Source organism: Pseudomonas sp. CC11G, assembly GCF_056174845.1.
Genome location: NZ_JBWBZC010000020.1, coordinates 1 through 18,388, shown reverse-complemented (window position 1 = coordinate 18,388; position 18,388 = coordinate 1). Strand labels below are relative to the sequence as shown.

The following is an 18,388-nucleotide window of genomic DNA, read 5'->3' as shown; positions in this document are numbered from 1 at the left end:
GGATAAAACAGATGGCGCAGTGGCTCAAAGGTGACGAGCAGATGGTGGAGCGGATTCGGGCCTACGACTGGGCCGCGTCCCCGTTGGGCCCGATCGACAGCTGGCCTGATGTATTGAAAACCACTGTGGCCCTGAGCCTGGGGTCGAGCTTCCCGCAGGCGATTGTCTGGGGCGACAGCCTGACCACCCTGCACAACCAGGCCTTTAACGAGTTGCTGGGCGATAAACCGTCGGCCATCGGCCGGCCCTTCAGCGACGTGTGGAGTGAGGCCTGGAGCGATATCGCGCCAATCGCCGCCGCCGCATTCGCTGGCCAGCCTACCTACCTGCAAGACTTCCCGTTGGTTATCGAGCGCAGTGGTGTGCCGGAACAGGCGTATTTCACGTTCTGCTACAGCCCGATTCGTGACCACACCGGCCAGGTGGTGGGCATTCTCGACACCGTGACCGAAACCACCGCCACCGTGGTGGCTAACCAGCGCCTGGCCTTTCTCGACGGCCTGGGCCGCGCGGTGGCCACGGCCACCAGCGCGGATGTGATTCTGGCCGCCACCACCCGCATGCTGGCGCAACAGCTCGGCCTGTCGAACTGCGCCTACGCCGATATGCATGCCGACCAGGACGGCTTCACCATTCGCGGCGACTGGGCCGCGCCTGGCTCGCCACATATTCTCGGCATCTACCAGTTGGCCGACTTTGGCGAGCTGGCGGTGCGCAACCTTGGCGCCGGGTCACCGTTGATCATCAACGATAACCTCAGCGAGCTGCCGGCCCACGAGGCGGCGGCCTATCAAGCCCTGGGCATCACCGCCACTATTTGCATGCCGCTGATCAAGGACGGCCGCCTCACCGCGCTGATGGCCATTCACGACAAGGTGCCGCGGCGCTGGACCGAAGCGGACCTGGGCCTGCTGCGCGAAGTCACCGAGCGCTCCTGGGCGCATATCGAGCGGGTGCGCGCCGATGCCGAACTGCGCGAAGCCATCAACGCTCTCGCCGCCCTCAACGGCAACCTGGAGCAGCGGGTGCAGGAACGCAGCGCGCGGCTGGTGGAAACCGAAGCCGAGTTGCGTCAGGCGCAAAAACTCGAAGCCATCGGTCAGCTCACCGGCGGCGTGGCCCATGACTTCAACAACCTGCTGACCATCATCCGCTCGTCCATCCATTTTCTGCGCCGTGGTGATCTCGCCGCTGAGCGCCGTAACCGCTATATCGACACCATCTCCAACACCATCGAACGTGGCGCCAAGCTCACTGGCCAACTGCTCGCTTTCGCCCGCCGTCAGCCGCTGAACCCGGAAGTGTTTGAGGTGGGCCAGCGGCTGGAAGCGTTGCTGGACATGCTCGACTCGGCCGCCGGCTCACGGATCAACGTGGTGCTGGAGCTGCCGGGGCAAGCCTGTTTTATTCGCGCCGACCTGAGCCAGCTGGAAACCGCGCTGATTAATATGGCCATCAACGCCCGCGACGCCATGGGCGGCGAAGGCCAACTCACCGTGCGCCTGACCTGCAACCAGCGCATGCCGGCCGCCAGCGAGCCCGCTGCACAGGCCGGATTGCTGGCGGCCATTGCCGTCACCGATACCGGCGCCGGCATTAGCCCGCAGGTGTTGGGGCGCATCTTTGAACCCTTCTTCACCACCAAGGAAGTGGGCCAGGGCACGGGGCTGGGGTTGTCGCAGGTGTTCGGCTTTGCCAAGCAGTCGGGCGGCGATGTGGATGTGTATTCCGTGCCCGGCCAAGGCACCACCTTCACCTTGTTTCTGCCCCAGGTGGACGCCGAGGTGCAAACGCCACACCTGGCTGTCAGCGCCGCTCCACAGGTGCCTGCCGGCGAGCGGCAACGGGTGCTGGTGGTGGAAGACAACCGCGAAATCGGTAGCTTTGCCGCCGACATGCTGCAAGACCTGGGTTACGACGTGACCTGGGCCAGCACCGCCGAAGAAGCTCTGCAACGCATGGGCCCCGATGCGCTGGAGTTCGACGCGGTGTTTTCCGATGTGGTGATGCCGGGCATCGGCGGCGTACAGCTGGCCAAGGAACTGCGCCGACGCCGCGCCGCGCTGCCGATCATCCTCACTTCCGGCTACAGCCAGACGCTGTCGGATGACGGTTTTCAGGGGTTTGAATTCCTGCACAAACCCTACTCCGCCGAGCAGGTCGCACAGATGCTCGGCAACGCCTTGCGCCGGCCCTCAACGAAAGATTGAACACGCCAGCGGCGCCTAGCTCTACCAGTAACAGGATGTGACACCCCGGTTTTTTGGGTGTGTTGAGGGCACAGGGCCGCGCCCACTCCGTCGTTATATCTGGTGAGGCCAATCATGCGATTCAGTCGGTTTTCTCAAGCCCTGTCGCGCTGGGCGGGTGAAGCGCGAACCTTTCAGGCGGCGTTGCTGTTGTTGTTTATCTGGGCTTGCAGCGGCCCCTACTTTCACTTCAACGATACCTGGCAGCTGATCATCAATACCTCGACCACGATCATCACGTTCTTGATGGTGTTCCTGATTCAAAACACCCAGAACCGCGACAACGATCTGCTGCATATCAAGATCGATGAGTTGCTGCGCGTGACGAAAAACGCCAATGACGCGCTGCTGGATCTGGACAAGCTGACAGCCGACGACCTCAAAACCTTGCGCAAGCGGTATGCCGAACTGGGGGATATGCCGGGCGGCGCCGAGGGCTTGCAGCAGCTGTGTGACAACGTGCAGGAGGTAGGTGAGCAAACCCGCTCTTCAGGCGTTTGATTTTGGCTCTATCCGAACTGCTCCAGCATCTCCCCCAACCGGTCAATGGTGAACGGCTTGCGCAGCACCGTAGCGCCACTGCCAACGGCGGCTTGCAACTGCGCAGTGTCGGAGAACCGCTGATAAAGATCAGCGGCAAATCCGGGTGTTTCTCGCGGAGCAACTTCGCCACTTCGGCGCCGTTCAAATGCGGCATCGCAAAGTCCAGCAGCACGATATCCGGCACCTGCACGTCGATCAGCTTTAGTCCTGCCAGGCCGCTGTCTGCCTCGCGTACCTGATGGCCGAGCACTTCCAGCATATCGATCACCACGCGGCGCACGTCGTGGTCGTCGTCGATCAGCATCACCCGTTTGCCGTGTAGTTGCGGCGCGCTGGCAACCGCATGGACGGATTTCTCTACGTGCTCGCCTTCCTGGGTATAGGGCATGGTGAGGAACACCTGGGTGCCCGCTCCAGGGGACGACATCAACTGCACCCAGCCGTTGGATTGCTCGACGATGCTTTGCACCTGGGCCAAACCCAACCCCGTGCCGGCACCAATGCCTTTGGTGGAGAAGAAAGCGTTGAACGCTTTTAGCCGCACCTCTTCGCTCATGCCCACGCCGGTATCGGCGATGCAGATCTGCATCAGGCCATGGGGCGCGCCCTCGGCGGGCTGCGGGTGGTGTTGGGTGGTGATATTCAGGGTGCCGCCGGTGGGCATGGCGTCGCGGGCGTTGAGGGCCAGGTTGAGAATGGCCAGCTCAAGCTGCGTGGGATCGCTGAGCACCAGTTGATCGGAGGTTTCCAGGTTGAGCTTGATGCGCACCGAGGTGCCGATGGTGCGCACCAGCAGATCGGTCATATCGCGGATCACGGAGTTGATGCGCAGCGGTTGCAGCTCGAGCTTCTGCGAACGGGAAAACGCCAGCAGTTGCGCGGTCAGCTTGGCGCCACGGTCGGCGGCTTTCAGGCCGGCCTCGGTCCACTTCACCACTTTTTCAGAATCGGGACGCCGGGCAATCAGATCGAGGCTGCCTTTGATGCCTTGCAGCAGGTTGTTGAAGTCGTGGGCCAGGCCGCCGGTGAGTTGCCCCACCGCCTCCATTTTCTGCGCCTGGCTCAGCCGCGCTTCAAGCAGCCGTTGCTCGGTAAGGTCGGTGACCACACCGCAGATAATCGGCTCTTCGCTGCTGTCCAGGGCCAAGGCGCGGAAGGACAAATAGGCGGGAAACAGGTGGTCATCTTCGGAGCGCAAATTGAACTCCGCGCGTACCGCTTCTTCGGCGCTGTCGGCGAGGAATTGGCGGAAGCGTTCGCGCTCGGCGCTGGCAATAAATTCGCTGAAGTCGCGCGCGACCACTTTTTCCAGCGGCCGGTGCACGATCTCGCCGAGCCGCTCGTTGCCGTACAGCACAAAGCCGTCGAGCGACAAGGTGACGGCGCCTTCCTGCATCTGCTCGATCAGCGTGCGGTATGGGCGGTCGGCGCTTTCCAGGGTGTAGACGCTAACGCCCTCCCCGGTGTCGATAAACAGCGCGTCCACGGCGCCGGTGCGAATGGCTTCCAGCGTCTCTTCGGCCTCGCGCAGTTTGCCCGTCAGGGCCTGAATATATTGCTCGTCGGTCAACCCTTCTTCGCGTTCGATCATAGGCAGGACCTCACTCGATACCCAGGGCGCTACGCAGGGTAGCGGTATCGGACAAATCACCAATCAGTAAACGTACGGGCATGGGCTTGAGCTTCATCAACGTAGGCACCGCAATGATCTGCGCGTCACGCGCGGCGCTGGGGTTTTGGTAGATGTCGATCACTTCCAGCGAATAGGCGCCGGCCAGTTCGCTGTCGCAGACGTTGCGCAGGTTCTGTATGGCCCGCGTAGAACGGGTGGTGTTGCCGGATACATACAAACGCAGCTCACAAAATTCCGTTTGGGTGTTTCCACCGTCGGTTTGCGGTGTGGATGACTGTTGCGGTTCGTGCGGCAGTTGGCTCAATTGTTCGGCTCTGGGCGAATGTCCAAGCCGACCAATACTTTGTCGGTGTTGGACAAGTCGCCAATGATTTTGACCAGCGGCGTAGCAAGTGCCGCACTAAGGTCGGTAAGGCGAGTATCTGATCGCCTGCCGCCAGTTGGGGGGTTACGCGCAAGTCGATCACTTCAATGCTGTACACCCCTGCCAGGTATTCCTCGCAGATGCGCTGCAGGTTGCGCAGCGCCGTGACGGATTTCGGCGTCTGCCCGGCGATGTACAGGCGCAGGGCGTAATGCCCTGGCTGGCCAAGGCGTGACGGTCGATGGGTTGGGCTTGTTGCGCCTCGGTCGTAGTCATTCGACGACTCCTCGTGCGTGTGCCAGTTGCTGACGCATGTCATCGTCACTTTGCAATTGGCGGCTTTCATCACCGTCCAGCAGCGATTCTTCCTGCTCCTGGGCGTCCAATGCAGCGCGCATTTCGGCGATCTTGCGTTCCAGCTCGTTGCGGTTTTTCTGTTTCTCGCGCTTGCGCTGCTCGATCAGTTGTTTACGCAGTTCGGCTTCGCGGCGTTCACGGGCTTCCTGGTTCAACCGGGCAGAACCGGTGAGTACGCCATGGGGGCCGATTAGGGTGAGACCAACGTAATGCCGCGTTGATCGATGTGGTATTCGCGCACCTGGTTGGAGTGCCCCATGCCACGGGCCTTGAGCACATACAGCAGGCTGTTGTATTCGCCATCGGCCTCGACGCTGGACAGCGACACCCAGGTGTCCATCAGCGAGGAAATCGCCCGATCCAGCTCGCCACGGATGGTTTTCGCATCGCTCAGGCTGGTGAAGATGGCGGTGATATTGCGCTGCTTCAGCAGGTCGACCAGGCGCAGCAAGGTGGCGTGCACTTCCGACTGCGGACCGTGGAACGCCGAGATCGGGTCGATGATCACGGTGTGCGGTTTGAACTCGCTGATTTCCCGTAAATTGCGCGCCAGGTGCACTTCGAGGCCATAAAGGCTCGGCCGTGCCGACTCCACCCGCAGCAGATCCTGGTCGATATAGCCCTTGAGCTTCAGGCCCACCGAGCCGAGATTGCGCAGCAATTGGCTCTCAGCTTCCTCGAAGGAAAACATTAGGCAGCGCTCGCCACGTCGGCAGGTGGCATTTACGAAGCTGGCGGCGAAGGTGGTTTTACCCGTACCGGCCAGGCCCGAGACCAGCACGCTGGAGCCACGGAAATAAACCGCCGCGATCCAGCATACGGTCCAGCCCCTCAATACCCGTAGGTACGATTTCTTCCAGGGCCAGGTGATCCAGGCCAGCGGCGGTGATAGGCATCACCGTCAGGCCTTGCTCGTCGATAAAGAACGGATATTCGTTGGTGCCATGGGACGAGCCGCGGTACTTGATCACCCGCAGGCGGCGCGTGGTGATCTGATCGACTACGCGGTTATCCAGCAGAATCACGCAGTCCGACACGTACTCTTCAATGCCGTAACGGGTGAGCAGCCTTCACCGCGCTCGCCGGTGACAACGGCCGTTACGCCGCGTTCTTTCAGCCAGTAGAACAGTCGACGCAGTTCGGCGCGCAGCACGGCGGCGTCTTTGAAGCTGGAGAACAGTGCTTCGATGGTGTCGAGCACCACGCGCTTGGCGCCGATGCTGTCGATGGCGTAACCCAGACGGACAAACAGCCCTTCGAGGTCGTACTCGCCGGTTTCCTCGATTTCGCTGCTGTCGACGTACACGTGGTCGATGGCCAGCAGGTTCTGGTCTACCAGGGCTTGCAGGTTGTAATCCAGGGAGCCGACGTTTTCGATCAGGTCCTGGGTGCGCTCCTCGAAGCTCATAAATACGCCGGGCTCACCGTATTGGGTGGCGCCGTTAACCAGGAAGCTCATGCCAAACAGGGTTTTGCCGCAGCCGGCAAAGCCGCAGATCAGCGTGGGCCGCCCTTTTGGCAGGCCGCCCAGGGTAATTTCGTCGAAACCGGTAATACCGGTGGCCACTTTCTTCAGTGTGGCGGGTTGCGCAGTGGCAGATGGCGTCTCGGCCAATTCAGATCACCTTTGTAATCGTGAGTGATGGCTGCATACGCAACGGCATACAGCTTCCTATGCACTCCGACTGCAAGGTTTTGAAAAGGTCGATATTTCTTATAGCAATTTGATGGCAAAACCGTCTTTGTCCGTCAATGCTCGCAGCCCGCCCGGGCTTCGCTGTCGCTCGGTGAGATCGCAGCGGATTGTCGGACCGCTCCCCACCTTCCTTTCGAACCGTCTGGCTGCGGCGCGCAGCTATTGCAGGCTCTACTCGGCAGCACGAATCAAGGACGTATTCCTCCCCTCCCCTTGGCTCGACGCCGCCAACGTGGTGGCGGTTATTTCCGCCCTGTGCCGAGGTTTACATGCCGAAAAAAACACCCCCTTTTATCTCCTTCATTGCGTGTGACATTCCCACAGCAACGCTGTGCTGCCAGGGAGGAACATGCATGAATCCCGCGCTAATCACCGCCTGGTTCGACCTGATGCAGCAAGACCGCACCCACACGCCAGACACAAACCTGTTTTTATATTTGACCAGGCCTGCAGCCCCACTCCGATCTGGACCACCATCACCAGCGTGATTTCCCCGCAGGCCGTTCATTCACTGTTTACCGGCTTGCCTGAAGCCCACCTAATCGACCTGGCGCCCTTGTTGATTCAAGTCGACCTGTGCGACCCCATGCAGCAGTTTTGGCTCGAAAACCTGCTTACCACCTTGGAACCCTGCTCAGGCGTGCTCGCCCTGCATTCACCCTGGCCATTCAGCGACCTGTGCGTATTTTTCGGGCACTGCATGGAGGCTCGCTTCGGCGGCGCTATCGGCCTTTTCCGCTACTACGACCCGCGAACTTTTCCCCTACTGATGCGCGATGTACTTGAACCTCGGCAACAGCAGCGGCTACTGCGGCCCGTTGTCAGCTGGAGCTGGCTTGACCGCGATGGAATACCGCAACGCCTGGCAGGGGTGGCGGGGCCGCCGGAGTTCGCCGACAAGCAGAACCCGTTCGAGCTAACTGACGCGCAGTTGGAAATCCTGGGCTGCGCATCTGATGCCACCGTGGCGTTAAGGACGTTCGACGATGTGTTAGCTGACTGCAAGTCCGAGCAGAACTTCCAGCGGTGCTACGCCGCGATGCGGGAGGCCACGCGAGTCGGGTTGATTGTCGACAGCCAGCGGCAAGCCTTCGCGCTGGAGCAACTGCGCAAGGGGGACCCGGTATGAAATCTGAAACTAGGGGTTTTGCCGGTGTTGTTGGTGCGGCAGTTGGCTGTGTGCTGGGCACGGGGCTGTTCGTTGGGGTGGTCCAGGCTGGCGCGCTGTATGGGATCAACCATACGCATTGGGCAATTAACCGGTTTAGCGTGGATGGGAATCCGGCTTATGACGTGGTCGGGCCGTATCAACGGGGCGGCGGCGGATGGGGGTATTCGCGCCGGCGCGGTGGGTGCCGGGGATGACGGTGCGGGTGGATTGGGAGACGGGGGTGGCATATGCCGAGGCGTCTCCTGTTATGCCGACTGGCCCAAATACCTTAAATGGGTTGAAAAAATAGACGCGCAAACGCGCAAACATTCAAAGCTGGTTCCAGTCCCGAATTACACCGACCAGAAAGTATGCGGCATGACTGTCCACTTTTTGCCTTGCGATGAACTGCGCGTCACCACTTCCTGCTTCGCCTATGGCAGCCCCGAATACCCGATAAAAACCGCGCTGCAACTGCCGGAGCCTACGTCATGCCCACAGTGACTCATTCGCCGGTTTGCTATCCGCCACAATTCCCTTTGTTGGGTCGCTTGCCCAGACGTCCGCAACAGGTTTCGAAAATATTCGAATGCAGGAACAGATGTGCGTCGACTACCACGATTCCCTGTGCATCGCCGCGGGCCGTCGCGTGTTGCGACCCTGCAGCGAAACCTTGCATGTCAGCCTGTTTTTCGACGGCACGGGCAACAACCTGTTCAACGACCTCTATCGCTCCACCGTCCCGAATCCCACCAATATTGCTCGGCTATTTCGCGCCACTATCGGCAATGGGTATGCCGGTGGTGCAGCAGGCGTCGAAGGCTGGTTGACCCACCTGGCACCGGGCTTAACAACTACTTCAAGTACTACATGCCAGGCGTGGGTACGCCCTTTCCGGAAGTTGGTGACTTTGACTATACGGCCACGGGCTTGGCGTTTGCCCGGTACGGCGAAGAGCGGATCAATTGGGGTTTGCTGATGGTGCTGGACGCGCTGCGCCAGCTAGTGGAGCTACCAAGGCTGGACGATGCCGCGCTCTTGAAATCGGTCCAGGCCATGGGCGACATAGCAGGTATGCAGGGCCTTACTCGTCGCCGAAATGAGTTCAAGCGTCAATTGCAGGCAATGGCAACGCCCTTGCGAATCGCCATCCAACAACCCAGCCTGGGCAGGCCCAAATTGGTGGGGCTTCGTCTGTATGTGTACGGGTTTTCACGCGGGGCCGCTGGCGCCCGCGCGTTCGTTAAATGGCTTCATGAGCTGCTTGACCATGAAGACCCAACCCAGCCGGCGATAGTGCTGGACGGCATCGCCTGCCAGTTCAGGTGCAGTACCTGGGGCTGCTGGATACCGTGGCCTCTGTGGGAATGGCCGACCCGATACCCGGTGCTAATGGCCAGATGAGCTGGGCGGACAACACGCAGCAATTGCCCGGCGGTAACTATCTGGTTAAGCGTTGTTTGCACCTGGTCTCTGGCCATGAGCAGCGGTTGTGTTTTCCGTTGGACTCCATTCGCCGTGAAACGGGGGGTATCCGGTTAACAGTCAGGAAGTGATTTATCCGGGTGTGCACTCGGATATTGGCGGTGGGTATCCGCCTGGGGATCAAGGCAAGGCTTTTAGTGGGGGTAATTTTGAGGGAGACGCCCTCTTGCTTTCGCAAATTGCCCTGCATGATCTCTACGCTGATGCTTTTTCTAATGGTGCGCCACTGAAGGTTCCAAGTGACGCCGTGCCAGAAAATCTACAACACCAAAGGTGGCGTTCCATGGAAGCTGATGTTGAAAAAGCTTTCGGTGCTTCCCCAGTGCTCACGGATCGCTTCAACGCCTGGCGCCACGTAACCCTCGGTCTTCCCACAGCAGCCGAACCCCTCCCCCAAAACGAAACCGAGCACTACCACCCCATCCTCGCCACCGACACCCTCGAACAAGCACACAAACACCAACTCGGCTGGTTAACCGCCTGGCGCATCGATCGCTACGCCTTCGCCAGCCTAGAACAAACGCCGTTCTATCGTCTGGCATCCGATACCCATAGCGACCCCGTGGCACTGGCTCAAGCCCGGGAAGCGCGTAAAAGGGCGCAGAAAGAGGTCGAGGAAACTCGTAAAGGTGCTGCCGAGATTGCGGTATTCCTCCGCACGGAGCCCAAGCTTCCTGAGCCGGGCGTCAAAGACTTCGATCCGGACCTGGGCAAAACTCAACTGCGTGAAGCGGCGCGAGAGTTTGGCCAAGACTTTCGTAACCCTGAGCACCTGCGCTTTGTGATCGACCGCCTGATACCCGCCTATATGCCGCCCGTTAACGTGTACGACGTTATCCACGTCGATGCCGGCGTCGAATGCCTGCATATGAAGGCGGCAGGTCGAGCGCGCGTCGGCCAGCTCTTTCCACCACCGGACGGCTTTTACAACCATATGGACGACGACCACCGCGGACGGGTGGACGAAGCCCTCAACGCCAACCAACCCACAGGCCTGCTTCGAGCCTTGTTTGACGATCAGGTGCACGACTCCAGAGCCTGGTTTTTCTACTCGTGGGGGCGCGAGCCTATGGGCAGTTATTTCCGTGAGCGAATGGTGTTTTTTGGCGAACCGAACCGGCGTGAGCTGGCGATAAACGCTCAGCAAGACCGCGCACTGCTCGCCGACCACCTGATGCCCAATCCATTACCGGAACTGACCCCTGAGCGTCTGGCCCAGATACAGGAAGAGTCAGCAGAGCGTTATCGCCTCTATCTGGCATCGCTTGTGGAGGGTGCCGATGAGTCCGTTTAAGTGTCGTCGCAATCACATAAGTCCGACGCCTAGCGGCGTTGCATCGGTAAGGGCCCTCTGCATGACGGCGCTACTGCTGTCATCAGAAGCGGCGACAGCGGGCGCCCTCTACGGCATCAACCATACGCATTGGGCAATTAACCGGTTTAGCGTGGATGGGCAGCCAGCCTATGACAGTATCGGCCCCTATCAACGTGGCGGCGGTGGATGGGGCTACGCCGCACCGGCGCGTTGGATGCCGGGGATGACGGTGAAAGTGGATTGGGAAACGGGGGTAGCATATCCAGATGGGTTTCCTGGATATGCTGACCGCCCGAAATATTTAACGTGGGTGGAAAAGAATGACGCATTGAAACGCCAACACTCCAAACAAGTCCCCATCCCCGACTACACCGGCCAAAAAACCTGCGGCCTAACCGTCCATTCCTGCCCTGCGACGAAATCCAGGTCACCACCTCCTGTTACGCCTACGGCCAACCCGAATACCCCATCAAAACCCCGCTAAACCTCCCCATCCCCGCCACCTGCCCCGCCCCCGCGTTGCAATAACGCCCCTGCGAAACTTGCAGATTGCATGCAGCCACCCCGGCCACCATGCAGTCTGCAAATAGCATGGTGATATCAGCGAAACCTATCTAATTGATTTTATTAGACTTAAACGAATTTAAAAACCTGGCACGCCAGCTGCTCTCTGTTTGCATCTCAAAAAACAAAACGGAGCGAACAACCATGCAACTGGCGATCAACTACCTGTTTCAATCCTTCCCTGGCCAGGAAGTAGCCGTAACTCCTCGTCCGGACGGCACCTTGGTGCTGGCCCTGAAATGCGGCGAACACCAGATCACCAAGGTGATCGCCAGCGAAGCGGTATTCAACGAAGCGAAAATCAAGGACGTGGTGCGCGATATCCAGCGCGATATGAAGCTGGCCTCCGGCGAGCTCTCCTGGAAAGGCGCCGGCGCCCAGTGGGTATGGCAACGCCTGCCCACCTATGAAGGCCCGATTCACGTCACCAAAGCCAAACGCCTTTCCCAGCGTCCCCTGGCCCATGTGCGTCCGCATCTAAATGCCGCCATGTCGGCATGACCCCCGATTTACCCTCCCAGCGACAGACTTGCCCGGCTCCGTAAGGCGCCGGGATTTTTTTGCTGGTCGTTCCTCTCGATGGAGCACTCCCGATGCGCGCACTCACTTACCACGGCAGCCATAACGTTCAGGTCGATACCGTTGACGACCCGGTCATCCAGGAGCCGGACGATATTATTTTGCGGGTCACCGCCACCGCCATCTGCGGTTCCGACCTGCACCTGTATCGCGGCAAGATTCCCCAGGTAAAACACGGCGATGTGTTTGGCCACGAATTTATGGGCATCGTCGAAGAAGCCGGCAGTGCGGTAACGGCGGTGGCCAAGGGCGACCGTGTGGTGGTGCCGTTCGTGATCGCCTGCGGCAGCTGCTTTTTCTGCGAGATGAACCTGCAGGCCGCCTGCGAAACCACCAACCCCGGGCGCGGCGCCATTCTGAATAAAAAACAGATTCCCTCCGGCGCGGCGCTGTTCGGCTATAGCCATTTGTACGGCGGTTTACCGGGCGGCCAGGCGGAGTTTGTGCGGGTGCCCAAGGCGAATGTCGGGCCCTTTAAAATTCCGGATGAACTGGACGACGAGCGCGTGCTGTTTCTCTCCGACATTCTGCCCACCGGTTACCAGGCGGTGATCAATGCGGGCGTAAAAGCCGGCAGCAGCGTGGCGATTTTCGGCGCCGGGCCGGTGGGGCTTATGGCAGCCGCGTGCGCGCATATGCTCGGCGCCGACCAGATTTTTATGGTGGACCAGCACGCCTATCGCCTTGAGTATGCGGCGCGCACCTATGGGGTCATTCCCATCAATTTCAGCGAAGTAGACGACCCGGCTGCCGCCATCATCGAGCAGACCATGGGCTCGCGCGGTGTGGACGCAGTCATCGACGCTGTCGGCTTTGAAGCCAAAGGCAGCACCACCGAAACCGTGCTCACCGCGCTGAAGCTGGAAGCCAGCAGCGGCGCCGCTTTGCGCCAATGCATCGCGGCAGTACGGCGTGGCGGCACGGTGAGTGTGCCGGGTGTGTATGCCGGCTTTATTCACGGGTTTCTGTTCGGCGATGCGTTCGACAAAGGCATTACCTTCAAGATGGGCCAGACCCATGTGCATGGCTTGCTGCCGACCTTGCTGGAGCATATTCAGGCGGGCGAACTGCGTCCGGAGATCATCATCAGCCACCGCATGCGCCTGTCTGACGCCGCCGAGGGCTACAAGATCTTCGACAAGGCAGACGACGAGTGCCGCAAGGTCATTCTGCGGCCGTAAGGAGCACCGACGTGGCCAACCTGCGTATTGCCACCTACAACCTCAACGGCATTCAAACCCGCTTGCCCGCCCTGCTCGCCTGGCTGGAGCGGGAGGCGCCGGACATCGTCTGCCTGCAAGAGCTGAAAACCGCCCATAACAAATTCCCCGCCAGCGCGATTCGCGATGCCGGGTATGGCGTGGTGTGGAAAGGCCAATCGGCTTGGAACGGCGTGGCCATTCTGGCCAAGGGCATGGAGCCGTTGCAGGTGCGCGATGAGTTGCCGGGTGATGCGCAGGACAACCAGAGCCGCTATATCGAAGCCGCCGCCCATGGCGTGCTGGTGGGGTGTTTGTACTTGCCCAACGGCAACCCGCAACCGGGGCCCAAATTCGAGTACAAGCTGGCGTGGTTCGAGCGCCTGTTGGCTCACGCCGAAGGCCTGTTCGCCAGCGGCCATCCGGTGGTGCTGGCCGGCGATTACAACGTGGTGCCCACCGACTTCGATATCTACAGCCCCAAGTCCTGGCTCAAGGATGCGTTGCTGCAACCGGAAAGCCGTGAGTGTTATCAGCGGTTGTTAAAACAGGGCTGGACCGATGCGTTGCGCGCGCAGTTTCCGGATGAGCAGGTGTTTACGTTCTGGGACTATTTTCGCCAGCACTGGCAGCGCAACTCGGGGCTGCGGATTGACCATCTGCTGTTGAGCAAAGGGTTGAAGAAGAAGCTGGTGAATGCCGGGGTAGACCGTTGGGTGCGGGATCAGGAGCACGCGAGTGACCATGCGCCGACGTGGATCGAGCTCAAGCCGTAACCCTCTTTTGCAGGAAATCGCCACACCTTGTGGGAGAGGCTTCAGCCTCGATGCTTTTGGTGCCCGCGCAGGCTAATTGCTCTCTGTTGGAATAATCGAAATCTTGCCGTTCTTCTCCACAATGGCGAACTTGATCTGGTCCAGCCGCTCCAGCCCCTGCTTTTCCCGCGCAGCTTCCATGATGTCTTCCACGCGCATATGCATGGCCTTCAGGCGCCCGTCCAGGGCCACGCCGTTCTCCACCACAATGGTCGGTGAGCCTTCCATCCAGGTGTCGAACTGCGGCCAACGCCATTGCAGCCGCGACAGCACCACGTCGATGGCGACCAACGTGACGATCACCAGCGCCGCATTGGTAAAGGAAAAGTCATCGCCCAGCAGCGCTTGCTGCGTGGCCTCGCTGATGATCAGCAAGAGAATGAAATCGAAGATGGTCAGCTCGGACAACGACCGCCGCCCGGCGAATTTGAAGATCACCAGCAGCACCAGATAAATACCAACCGCGCGCAACACTGCGTCCATTAAAGCCTCGGCGTCAGGGATAGATAAATTGGTTGAGTGCCAGGCGCTGGCCGCTGGCGGCGAGTACCGAGTGGTAGCGGCCCAGGCCATCGGCGCGTACTTCCAGATGCACCCGCGCGGTGCCCTGTGCATCGGCCTTCAGCTGTAGCTGCATGCCCGACTGGGCGTAGGTGGCGGCGTGTTCTGCGGGCGGCGTGATGCCTTCTACCGACAGGCCATCGAGCAGTTCGCCTTCGATAGTCAGCGTCAGTTCGCTGCCCGGTTGGCCGTGCAGCTCAATCGTCATGCTGGAACTTGCGCCATTGCGCAGAAAGCGTTCGTAGTCCACGCGCAACTGGCCCTGCGCGCTGGCCTGGTGGGTGGTGCTCAACAGGCCATGGGAAAACAGCCCCAGCAGCGTGAGCAGCACCACCGCCAGCATCCACCAAAGGCCCTGACTCTCCGAGCGCCACAAGCGCTGTTGCACCGGCATATTTTCCTGCACCGGTTCACTGCGGCTACGCGCCTCGTCTTCGGTCAGCTTCATGCCCCACTCCGCGTTTGCCAATGAGTGGTGGACTCAAGCGAAGCGGCATTGGTTCGAGGTGTTTGTGTGTCCGCACTCAGCTCAGCTGTTTACGCCACTGCTGAATCTGCTCCAGGGTCGCCGTCGCGCCGCCACACACGATCACCAACGGGCGCTGGAAGTCGCCGGTCAGCTCGGCATCGGCGCTATACAACGCAGCCAATGCGGCGCCGCACGCAGGCTCGACCACTACGCGGTGGTCGTGGAGGAATTGTTCGCAGGCTTGCACGGCTTGCAGGTCCGTCACGGTGGCGCAGCGGATGTTATGAGTCTGCGTAACGGCAAAGGCGTTTTCGCAAACGGCCTTGGCGCCCAACGACGTGGCGATGCTGGTGATGGCCGGCAGCTCGATGCGTTTGCCGGCGGCCACCGATTGCGCCAGCGAATCGGCGCCGTGGGTTTCCACGGCCAGTACCGGCAGTTGGCCCAGGCCATTGCGGTCAAGGCCGGCGATTACGCCGGACAACAAACCGCCGCCGCCCACCGCCACAATCACCGAATCAAAGTCGATACCGGCGCTCACCACTTCGTCGATGAGGCTGCCGTGGCCGGCCCACATCTCGGCGTTGTCAAAGGGGTGGATAAACGCGGTGTTGTCATCGAGCAGCGATTGAGCCAGCGCATTGGCTTCCATCCACGAGGCGCCGTGCACAATCACGTCGGCGTTCTGCTGTTCGATCAGCGCTTTGGCGCGTGCGGTGGTGGTTTCAGGTACGACCACGGTGACTGGAATATTCAGCTGGCGGCCGGCATAGGCCGCGGCGATACCGGCATTGCCGCCGGAGGAAGACACAAAGCGGGTTTTACCCTGAGCTGCGTAGGTTTCGCAGACTGCGCCAATACCGCGAATCTTGAACGACCCCACAGGCTGCAACGCTTCCATTTTGAGCCACACGGTTTTACCGGTTTGCAGGCTGAGCGGGCGTGATTGCAGCAGGGGCGTTTGGATATGCAGCGGCATGGAAAAACCTCGGGTAGAAAAAAACGAGGGCCGCAGAATAACCGTAGGGCGAATATTCGCAATGCGAATATCCGCCGTTTCCCCTTACCCCAAGCTTCCCAGCCGCGGCGAGGACGGTGCGATTTCGCCGATTTTTTCCAGCCGCGCCCGCACGATATTGCGGCTGATATTCAGCAGTCGCCCGGTCTGCAATTGGTTGCCATGGCAGAAGCGGTAGGCGGTGCGAAAGATGGTTTCCTCGATGTGCTCGTACAGGTCGGGATGGTTGCGTTCGAACAACTCGATCAACGCCGCTTCCAGATCCGCCGGGCCCGCCGCAACCGGCGCCGGGGCTTGGCTGAGCGCAGCAGGCACTGCTGCCTCGTGACGAATGCCGGCGGAGCGCATGTCCACCAGGTGCAAGTCGTTGGGCTGCACCCGTTCATTGCGGCATACCAGCAACGCGTGGTGAATGGCGTTTTCCAGTTCACGAATATTGCCCGGCCAGCTGTGGCTCAGCAGTTTGCGCTCGGCCTCCTCGCTAAGGCTGGCGCGTTTGTAGCCCAGGCGCTGGCAGTGTTCTTCCATGAAGAATTCGGCCAGCGGCATGATGTCGCCCGGCCGTTCGCGCAGTGGCGGCAGGCGGATGGTGGCGACGTGCAGGCGGTAAAACAGGTCTTCGCGAAAATGCCCGGCGACCACCGCGTCCGCCAGGTTGACGTTGGTGGCAGCCACCAAACGCACGTTGATGGGAATGGGTGTACGCGAGCCCAGGCGCACCACTTCGCGCTCCTGCAGCACCCGCAGCAATTTCACCTGCATGTTCAGCGGCAGGTCGCCGATTTCATCGAGAAACAGCGTGCCGCCTTTGGCCGCTTCAAACCAGCCAGCCTTGCTTGTGGTGGCGCCGGTAAAGGCGCCTTTCTCGTGGCCGAACAGTTCGCTTTCCACCAGGGTTTCGGCGAAGGCGCCGCAGTTCACCGCCACAAAGGGTTCTTTGCTGCGGTTGCTGAGGTTGTGGATATGCCGGGCGACCAATTCCTTACCGGTGCCGGTCTCGCCAATGATCAGCGCATTGGCCTCACTGGGGGCCAAGCGCTCGATACGGCTGAGCAATTCCTGTGAGCGCGGATCTTTGAAAACCAGCACGGTGGCACGCACCGATTTAGTCAGTTCGCGGGCATTGGGATGGGTGAGCAACGACATAGTGCATACCTGGCAGGCAAAGGGCGCTGCGGCAATCATGCACGAAGGAGGCATAGATAAAAAAATTATTAATTAATCTTTATATATTCGATTTGTATCTATGAAGAAACACTGCTGCTGGAGCAGCAACCGGTCAGCAATCGTTGCGCGACCACCAGCATAAAAAGCCTGACTGCCCCCCACTGCATCGCTACAACCTCCTGTTTACGGGCCTTGCGGCGCCTGGCATGCATTCTGCTCTGGGCCCTTAAAGCGCGGATGTTCCGCCGCAAGGAGAGCAACATGAACAGACTTTGGCGTAACGGCCTTGCAGCGCTGGCGACCCTGGCCTTCAGCCTGGGCGTGGTGGCTGCGGAAAAACCCACCTCGGTAAAAATTGCCATCGTGGCGTTTACCCAGGGCGGTAAACCGACCTTCGGCGGCATTCCCGGCCGTGTGATTGAAGAAGGCTGGCTGGAACAGGAGCTGGCCAAACAAGGCATCAAGATCGACTGGATCGCCCTGCCCCACGCCGGCGCCGGTCCGCAGATCAACGAAGGTTTTACCAACAACAGCATCGACTTCGCCGTACGCGGCGACCTGCCCTCCGTCATCGGCGGCGCCGGTGGCGTGCCAGGCAAACTGATCGTGCCCGGCGGCAGCGGCAACAACGTGTACCTGGTGGTACCGGCCGGCTCCACGGCCACCAGCATCGAACCTCAAAGGCAAACGCGTGGCCCTGCACCGCGGCCGGCCGTGGGAGTTTGCATTCACCAACTTTCTGGCCAGCAAGAACCTGAGCCTCGCTGACTTCAAAATCGCCAACCTCAACCCGCAAGTGGGCGCGGCTGCGGTGTCGGCTGGCAAAGTGGATGCCGCCGTCTTGCTCAACGACGCCTATGCCCTGGAAGACAAAGGCGTGGGCAAGATCATCTGGTCGACCAAACAGGGCGACAACTCCTGGCGTCTGGTCTCGGATCTGTGGGGCACCGATGACTTCGTGCAGCGCTACCCGGACGTGACCCAGTTGCTGGCCACCGCGTGGGTAAAAGCGGCCTGGTGGATTTCCCAGGAGCAGAATCGCGACGCGTACTACACGCTGTCGTCCAAAGCTGGCACCGCTGAAAGCGTATTGCGCCGAGACGACCAAGGCGACCCCGTGGCCTGGAAGATCGCTGGGCGCCAAAAAGCGATGCGCAGCTCAAAGCCCACTACCAGGCTCTTTCCCACTACGCCTTCGAAAACAAGCTGATTCGTGAAGAAGTG

At 60.3% G+C, this 18,388-nt stretch carries 18 protein-coding genes and 4 pseudogenes; 11 read left to right on the top strand and 11 right to left on the bottom strand.

Annotated elements, in window-relative coordinates; translation table 11 throughout:
- Positions 1-11: 11 nt before the first annotated feature.
- Together AC0V2S_RS20560 and AC0V2S_RS20555 are read left to right on the top strand one after the other, a co-directional pair.
- Complete coding sequence (locus tag AC0V2S_RS20560; RefSeq protein ID WP_475511336.1) at positions 12-2,210, top strand: ATP-binding protein; 2,199 nt, start codon at positions 12-14, stop codon at positions 2,208-2,210.
- A 114-nt stretch (positions 2,211-2,324) separates the two neighbouring features.
- A complete protein-coding gene (locus tag AC0V2S_RS20555) occupies positions 2,325-2,750 on the top strand; it encodes a low affinity iron permease family protein (protein WP_475511335.1) in 426 nt (141 codons plus the stop codon).
- A gap of 124 nt (positions 2,751-2,874) precedes the next feature.
- Here the strand turns inward: AC0V2S_RS20555 and AC0V2S_RS20550 are convergent.
- The 7 genes and pseudogenes from AC0V2S_RS20550 to AC0V2S_RS20520 form a co-directional block, all read right to left on the bottom strand.
- A pseudogene (locus tag AC0V2S_RS20550) lies at positions 2,875-4,383 on the bottom strand (hybrid sensor histidine kinase/response regulator); the annotation flags it as partial.
- A gap of 10 nt (positions 4,384-4,393) precedes the next feature.
- Positions 4,394-4,729, bottom strand: a complete 336-nt coding sequence (locus AC0V2S_RS20545) for a circadian clock KaiB family protein (RefSeq protein ID WP_475511334.1) — start codon at positions 4,727-4,729, stop codon at positions 4,394-4,396.
- The gene (locus tag AC0V2S_RS20540) at positions 4,650-5,108 is read right to left on the bottom strand and encodes a circadian clock KaiB family protein (protein WP_475511425.1); all 459 of its coding nucleotides are present in this window, start codon (positions 5,106-5,108) and stop codon (positions 4,650-4,652) included. The genes AC0V2S_RS20545 and AC0V2S_RS20540 overlap by 80 nt, the downstream gene beginning before the upstream one ends.
- Positions 5,062-5,301 (bottom strand): hypothetical protein, encoded by a 240-nt coding sequence (locus AC0V2S_RS20535; RefSeq protein WP_475511333.1) that lies wholly within the window; start codon positions 5,299-5,301, stop codon positions 5,062-5,064. The genes AC0V2S_RS20540 and AC0V2S_RS20535 overlap by 47 nt, the downstream gene beginning before the upstream one ends.
- Before the next feature lie 35 nt (positions 5,302-5,336).
- Positions 5,337-5,927: an ATPase domain-containing protein gene (locus AC0V2S_RS20530; protein WP_475511332.1), complete on the bottom strand. Its 591-nt coding sequence runs from the start codon at positions 5,925-5,927 to the stop codon at positions 5,337-5,339.
- Positions 5,896-6,183, bottom strand: a complete 288-nt coding sequence (locus AC0V2S_RS20525; RefSeq protein WP_475511331.1) for an ATPase domain-containing protein — start codon at positions 6,181-6,183, stop codon at positions 5,896-5,898. Before AC0V2S_RS20525 ends, AC0V2S_RS20530 begins: the two co-directional genes overlap by 32 nt.
- Positions 6,168-6,761, bottom strand: coding sequence for an ATPase domain-containing protein (locus AC0V2S_RS20520; RefSeq protein ID WP_475511330.1), 594 nt, complete (start codon positions 6,759-6,761; stop codon positions 6,168-6,170). The genes AC0V2S_RS20525 and AC0V2S_RS20520 overlap by 16 nt, the downstream gene beginning before the upstream one ends.
- A 430-nt stretch (positions 6,762-7,191) precedes the next feature.
- Here AC0V2S_RS20520 and AC0V2S_RS20515 point away from each other — a divergent pair, with 430 nt between their 5' ends.
- The 8 genes and pseudogenes from AC0V2S_RS20515 to AC0V2S_RS20480 all read left to right on the top strand — a co-directional run bounded on the left by AC0V2S_RS20515 (position 7,192) and on the right by AC0V2S_RS20480 (position 13,910).
- A complete protein-coding gene (locus tag AC0V2S_RS20515) occupies positions 7,192-7,971 on the top strand; it encodes a DUF4123 domain-containing protein (RefSeq protein WP_475511329.1) in 780 nt (259 codons plus the stop codon).
- A pseudogene (locus tag AC0V2S_RS20510) lies at positions 7,968-8,496 on the top strand (DUF3304 domain-containing protein). Before AC0V2S_RS20515 ends, AC0V2S_RS20510 begins: the two are co-directional and overlap by 4 nt.
- 375 nt (positions 8,497-8,871) lie before the next feature.
- A complete protein-coding gene (locus AC0V2S_RS20505) occupies positions 8,872-9,396 on the top strand; it encodes a hypothetical protein (RefSeq protein WP_475511328.1) in 525 nt (174 codons plus the stop codon).
- A 364-nt stretch (positions 9,397-9,760) separates the two neighbouring features.
- The gene (locus AC0V2S_RS20500) at positions 9,761-10,771 is read left to right on the top strand and encodes a T6SS phospholipase effector Tle1-like catalytic domain-containing protein (protein WP_475511327.1); all 1,011 of its coding nucleotides are present in this window, start codon (positions 9,761-9,763) and stop codon (positions 10,769-10,771) included.
- A gap of 61 nt (positions 10,772-10,832) precedes the next feature.
- Positions 10,833-11,320 (top strand): annotated as a pseudogene (locus AC0V2S_RS20495) (DUF3304 domain-containing protein).
- Between the two features lie 180 nt (positions 11,321-11,500).
- A complete protein-coding gene (locus tag AC0V2S_RS20490) occupies positions 11,501-11,857 on the top strand; it encodes a hypothetical protein (protein ID WP_475511326.1) in 357 nt (118 codons plus the stop codon).
- A gap of 92 nt (positions 11,858-11,949) precedes the next feature.
- Positions 11,950-13,116, top strand: coding sequence for a zinc-dependent alcohol dehydrogenase (locus AC0V2S_RS20485; RefSeq protein ID WP_475511325.1), 1,167 nt, complete (start codon positions 11,950-11,952; stop codon positions 13,114-13,116).
- Positions 13,117-13,127: 11 nt separating this feature from the next.
- Entirely contained in the window at positions 13,128-13,910 is a 783-nt protein-coding gene (locus AC0V2S_RS20480) for an exodeoxyribonuclease III (protein ID WP_475511324.1), read from the top strand.
- Between the two features lie 72 nt (positions 13,911-13,982).
- Here the strand turns inward: AC0V2S_RS20480 and AC0V2S_RS20475 are convergent, their stop codons facing one another.
- The 4 genes from AC0V2S_RS20475 to AC0V2S_RS20460 all read right to left on the bottom strand — a co-directional run bounded on the left by AC0V2S_RS20475 (position 13,983) and on the right by AC0V2S_RS20460 (position 17,143).
- On the bottom strand, positions 13,983-14,432 hold the full coding sequence (locus AC0V2S_RS20475) for a DUF421 domain-containing protein (protein WP_475511323.1): 450 nt from the start codon (positions 14,430-14,432) through the stop codon (positions 13,983-13,985).
- 13 nt (positions 14,433-14,445) lie between these two features.
- Entirely contained in the window at positions 14,446-14,958 is a 513-nt protein-coding gene (locus tag AC0V2S_RS20470) for a hypothetical protein (RefSeq protein ID WP_475511322.1), read from the bottom strand.
- Positions 14,959-15,034: 76 nt separating this feature from the next.
- A complete protein-coding gene (locus AC0V2S_RS20465; protein WP_475511321.1) occupies positions 15,035-15,958 on the bottom strand; it encodes a pyridoxal-phosphate dependent enzyme in 924 nt (307 codons plus the stop codon).
- An 84-nt stretch (positions 15,959-16,042) separates the two neighbouring features.
- Positions 16,043-17,143 carry a sigma-54 interaction domain-containing protein gene (locus AC0V2S_RS20460; RefSeq protein WP_475511320.1) on the bottom strand — a complete coding sequence of 367 codons (1,101 nt, stop codon included), beginning with the start codon at positions 17,141-17,143 and terminating at the stop codon, positions 16,043-16,045.
- A gap of 282 nt (positions 17,144-17,425) precedes the next feature.
- Between AC0V2S_RS20460 and AC0V2S_RS20455 the strand changes: the two are divergent.
- Positions 17,426-18,388, top strand: a pseudogene (locus tag AC0V2S_RS20455) (ABC transporter substrate-binding protein); the annotation flags it as partial.

What these genes read in the sequence shown, in the direction of transcription:
- AC0V2S_RS20560 (WP_475511336.1), top strand. Translation starts at nt 12, where the DNA reads ATGGCGCAGTGGCTCAAAGGTGACGAGCAGATGGTGGAGCGGATTCGG.
- AC0V2S_RS20555 (WP_475511335.1), top strand. Translation starts at nt 2,325, where the DNA reads ATGCGATTCAGTCGGTTTTCTCAAGCCCTGTCGCGCTGGGCGGGTGAA.
- AC0V2S_RS20540 (WP_475511425.1), bottom strand. Translation starts at nt 5,108, where the DNA reads ATGACATGCGTCAGCAACTGGCACACGCACGAGGAGTCGTCGAATGAC.
- AC0V2S_RS20515 (WP_475511329.1), top strand. Translation starts at nt 7,192, where the DNA reads ATGCATGAATCCCGCGCTAATCACCGCCTGGTTCGACCTGATGCAGCA.
- AC0V2S_RS20500 (WP_475511327.1), top strand. Translation starts at nt 9,761, where the DNA reads ATGGAAGCTGATGTTGAAAAAGCTTTCGGTGCTTCCCCAGTGCTCACG.
- AC0V2S_RS20490 (WP_475511326.1), top strand. Translation starts at nt 11,501, where the DNA reads ATGCAACTGGCGATCAACTACCTGTTTCAATCCTTCCCTGGCCAGGAA.
- AC0V2S_RS20485 (WP_475511325.1), top strand. Translation starts at nt 11,950, where the DNA reads ATGCGCGCACTCACTTACCACGGCAGCCATAACGTTCAGGTCGATACC.
- AC0V2S_RS20475 (WP_475511323.1), bottom strand. Translation starts at nt 14,432, where the DNA reads ATGGACGCAGTGTTGCGCGCGGTTGGTATTTATCTGGTGCTGCTGGTG.
- AC0V2S_RS20470 (WP_475511322.1), bottom strand. Translation starts at nt 14,958, where the DNA reads ATGAAGCTGACCGAAGACGAGGCGCGTAGCCGCAGTGAACCGGTGCAG.
- AC0V2S_RS20465 (WP_475511321.1), bottom strand. Translation starts at nt 15,958, where the DNA reads ATGCCGCTGCATATCCAAACGCCCCTGCTGCAATCACGCCCGCTCAGC.
- AC0V2S_RS20460 (WP_475511320.1), bottom strand. Translation starts at nt 17,143, where the DNA reads ATGTCGTTGCTCACCCATCCCAATGCCCGCGAACTGACTAAATCGGTG.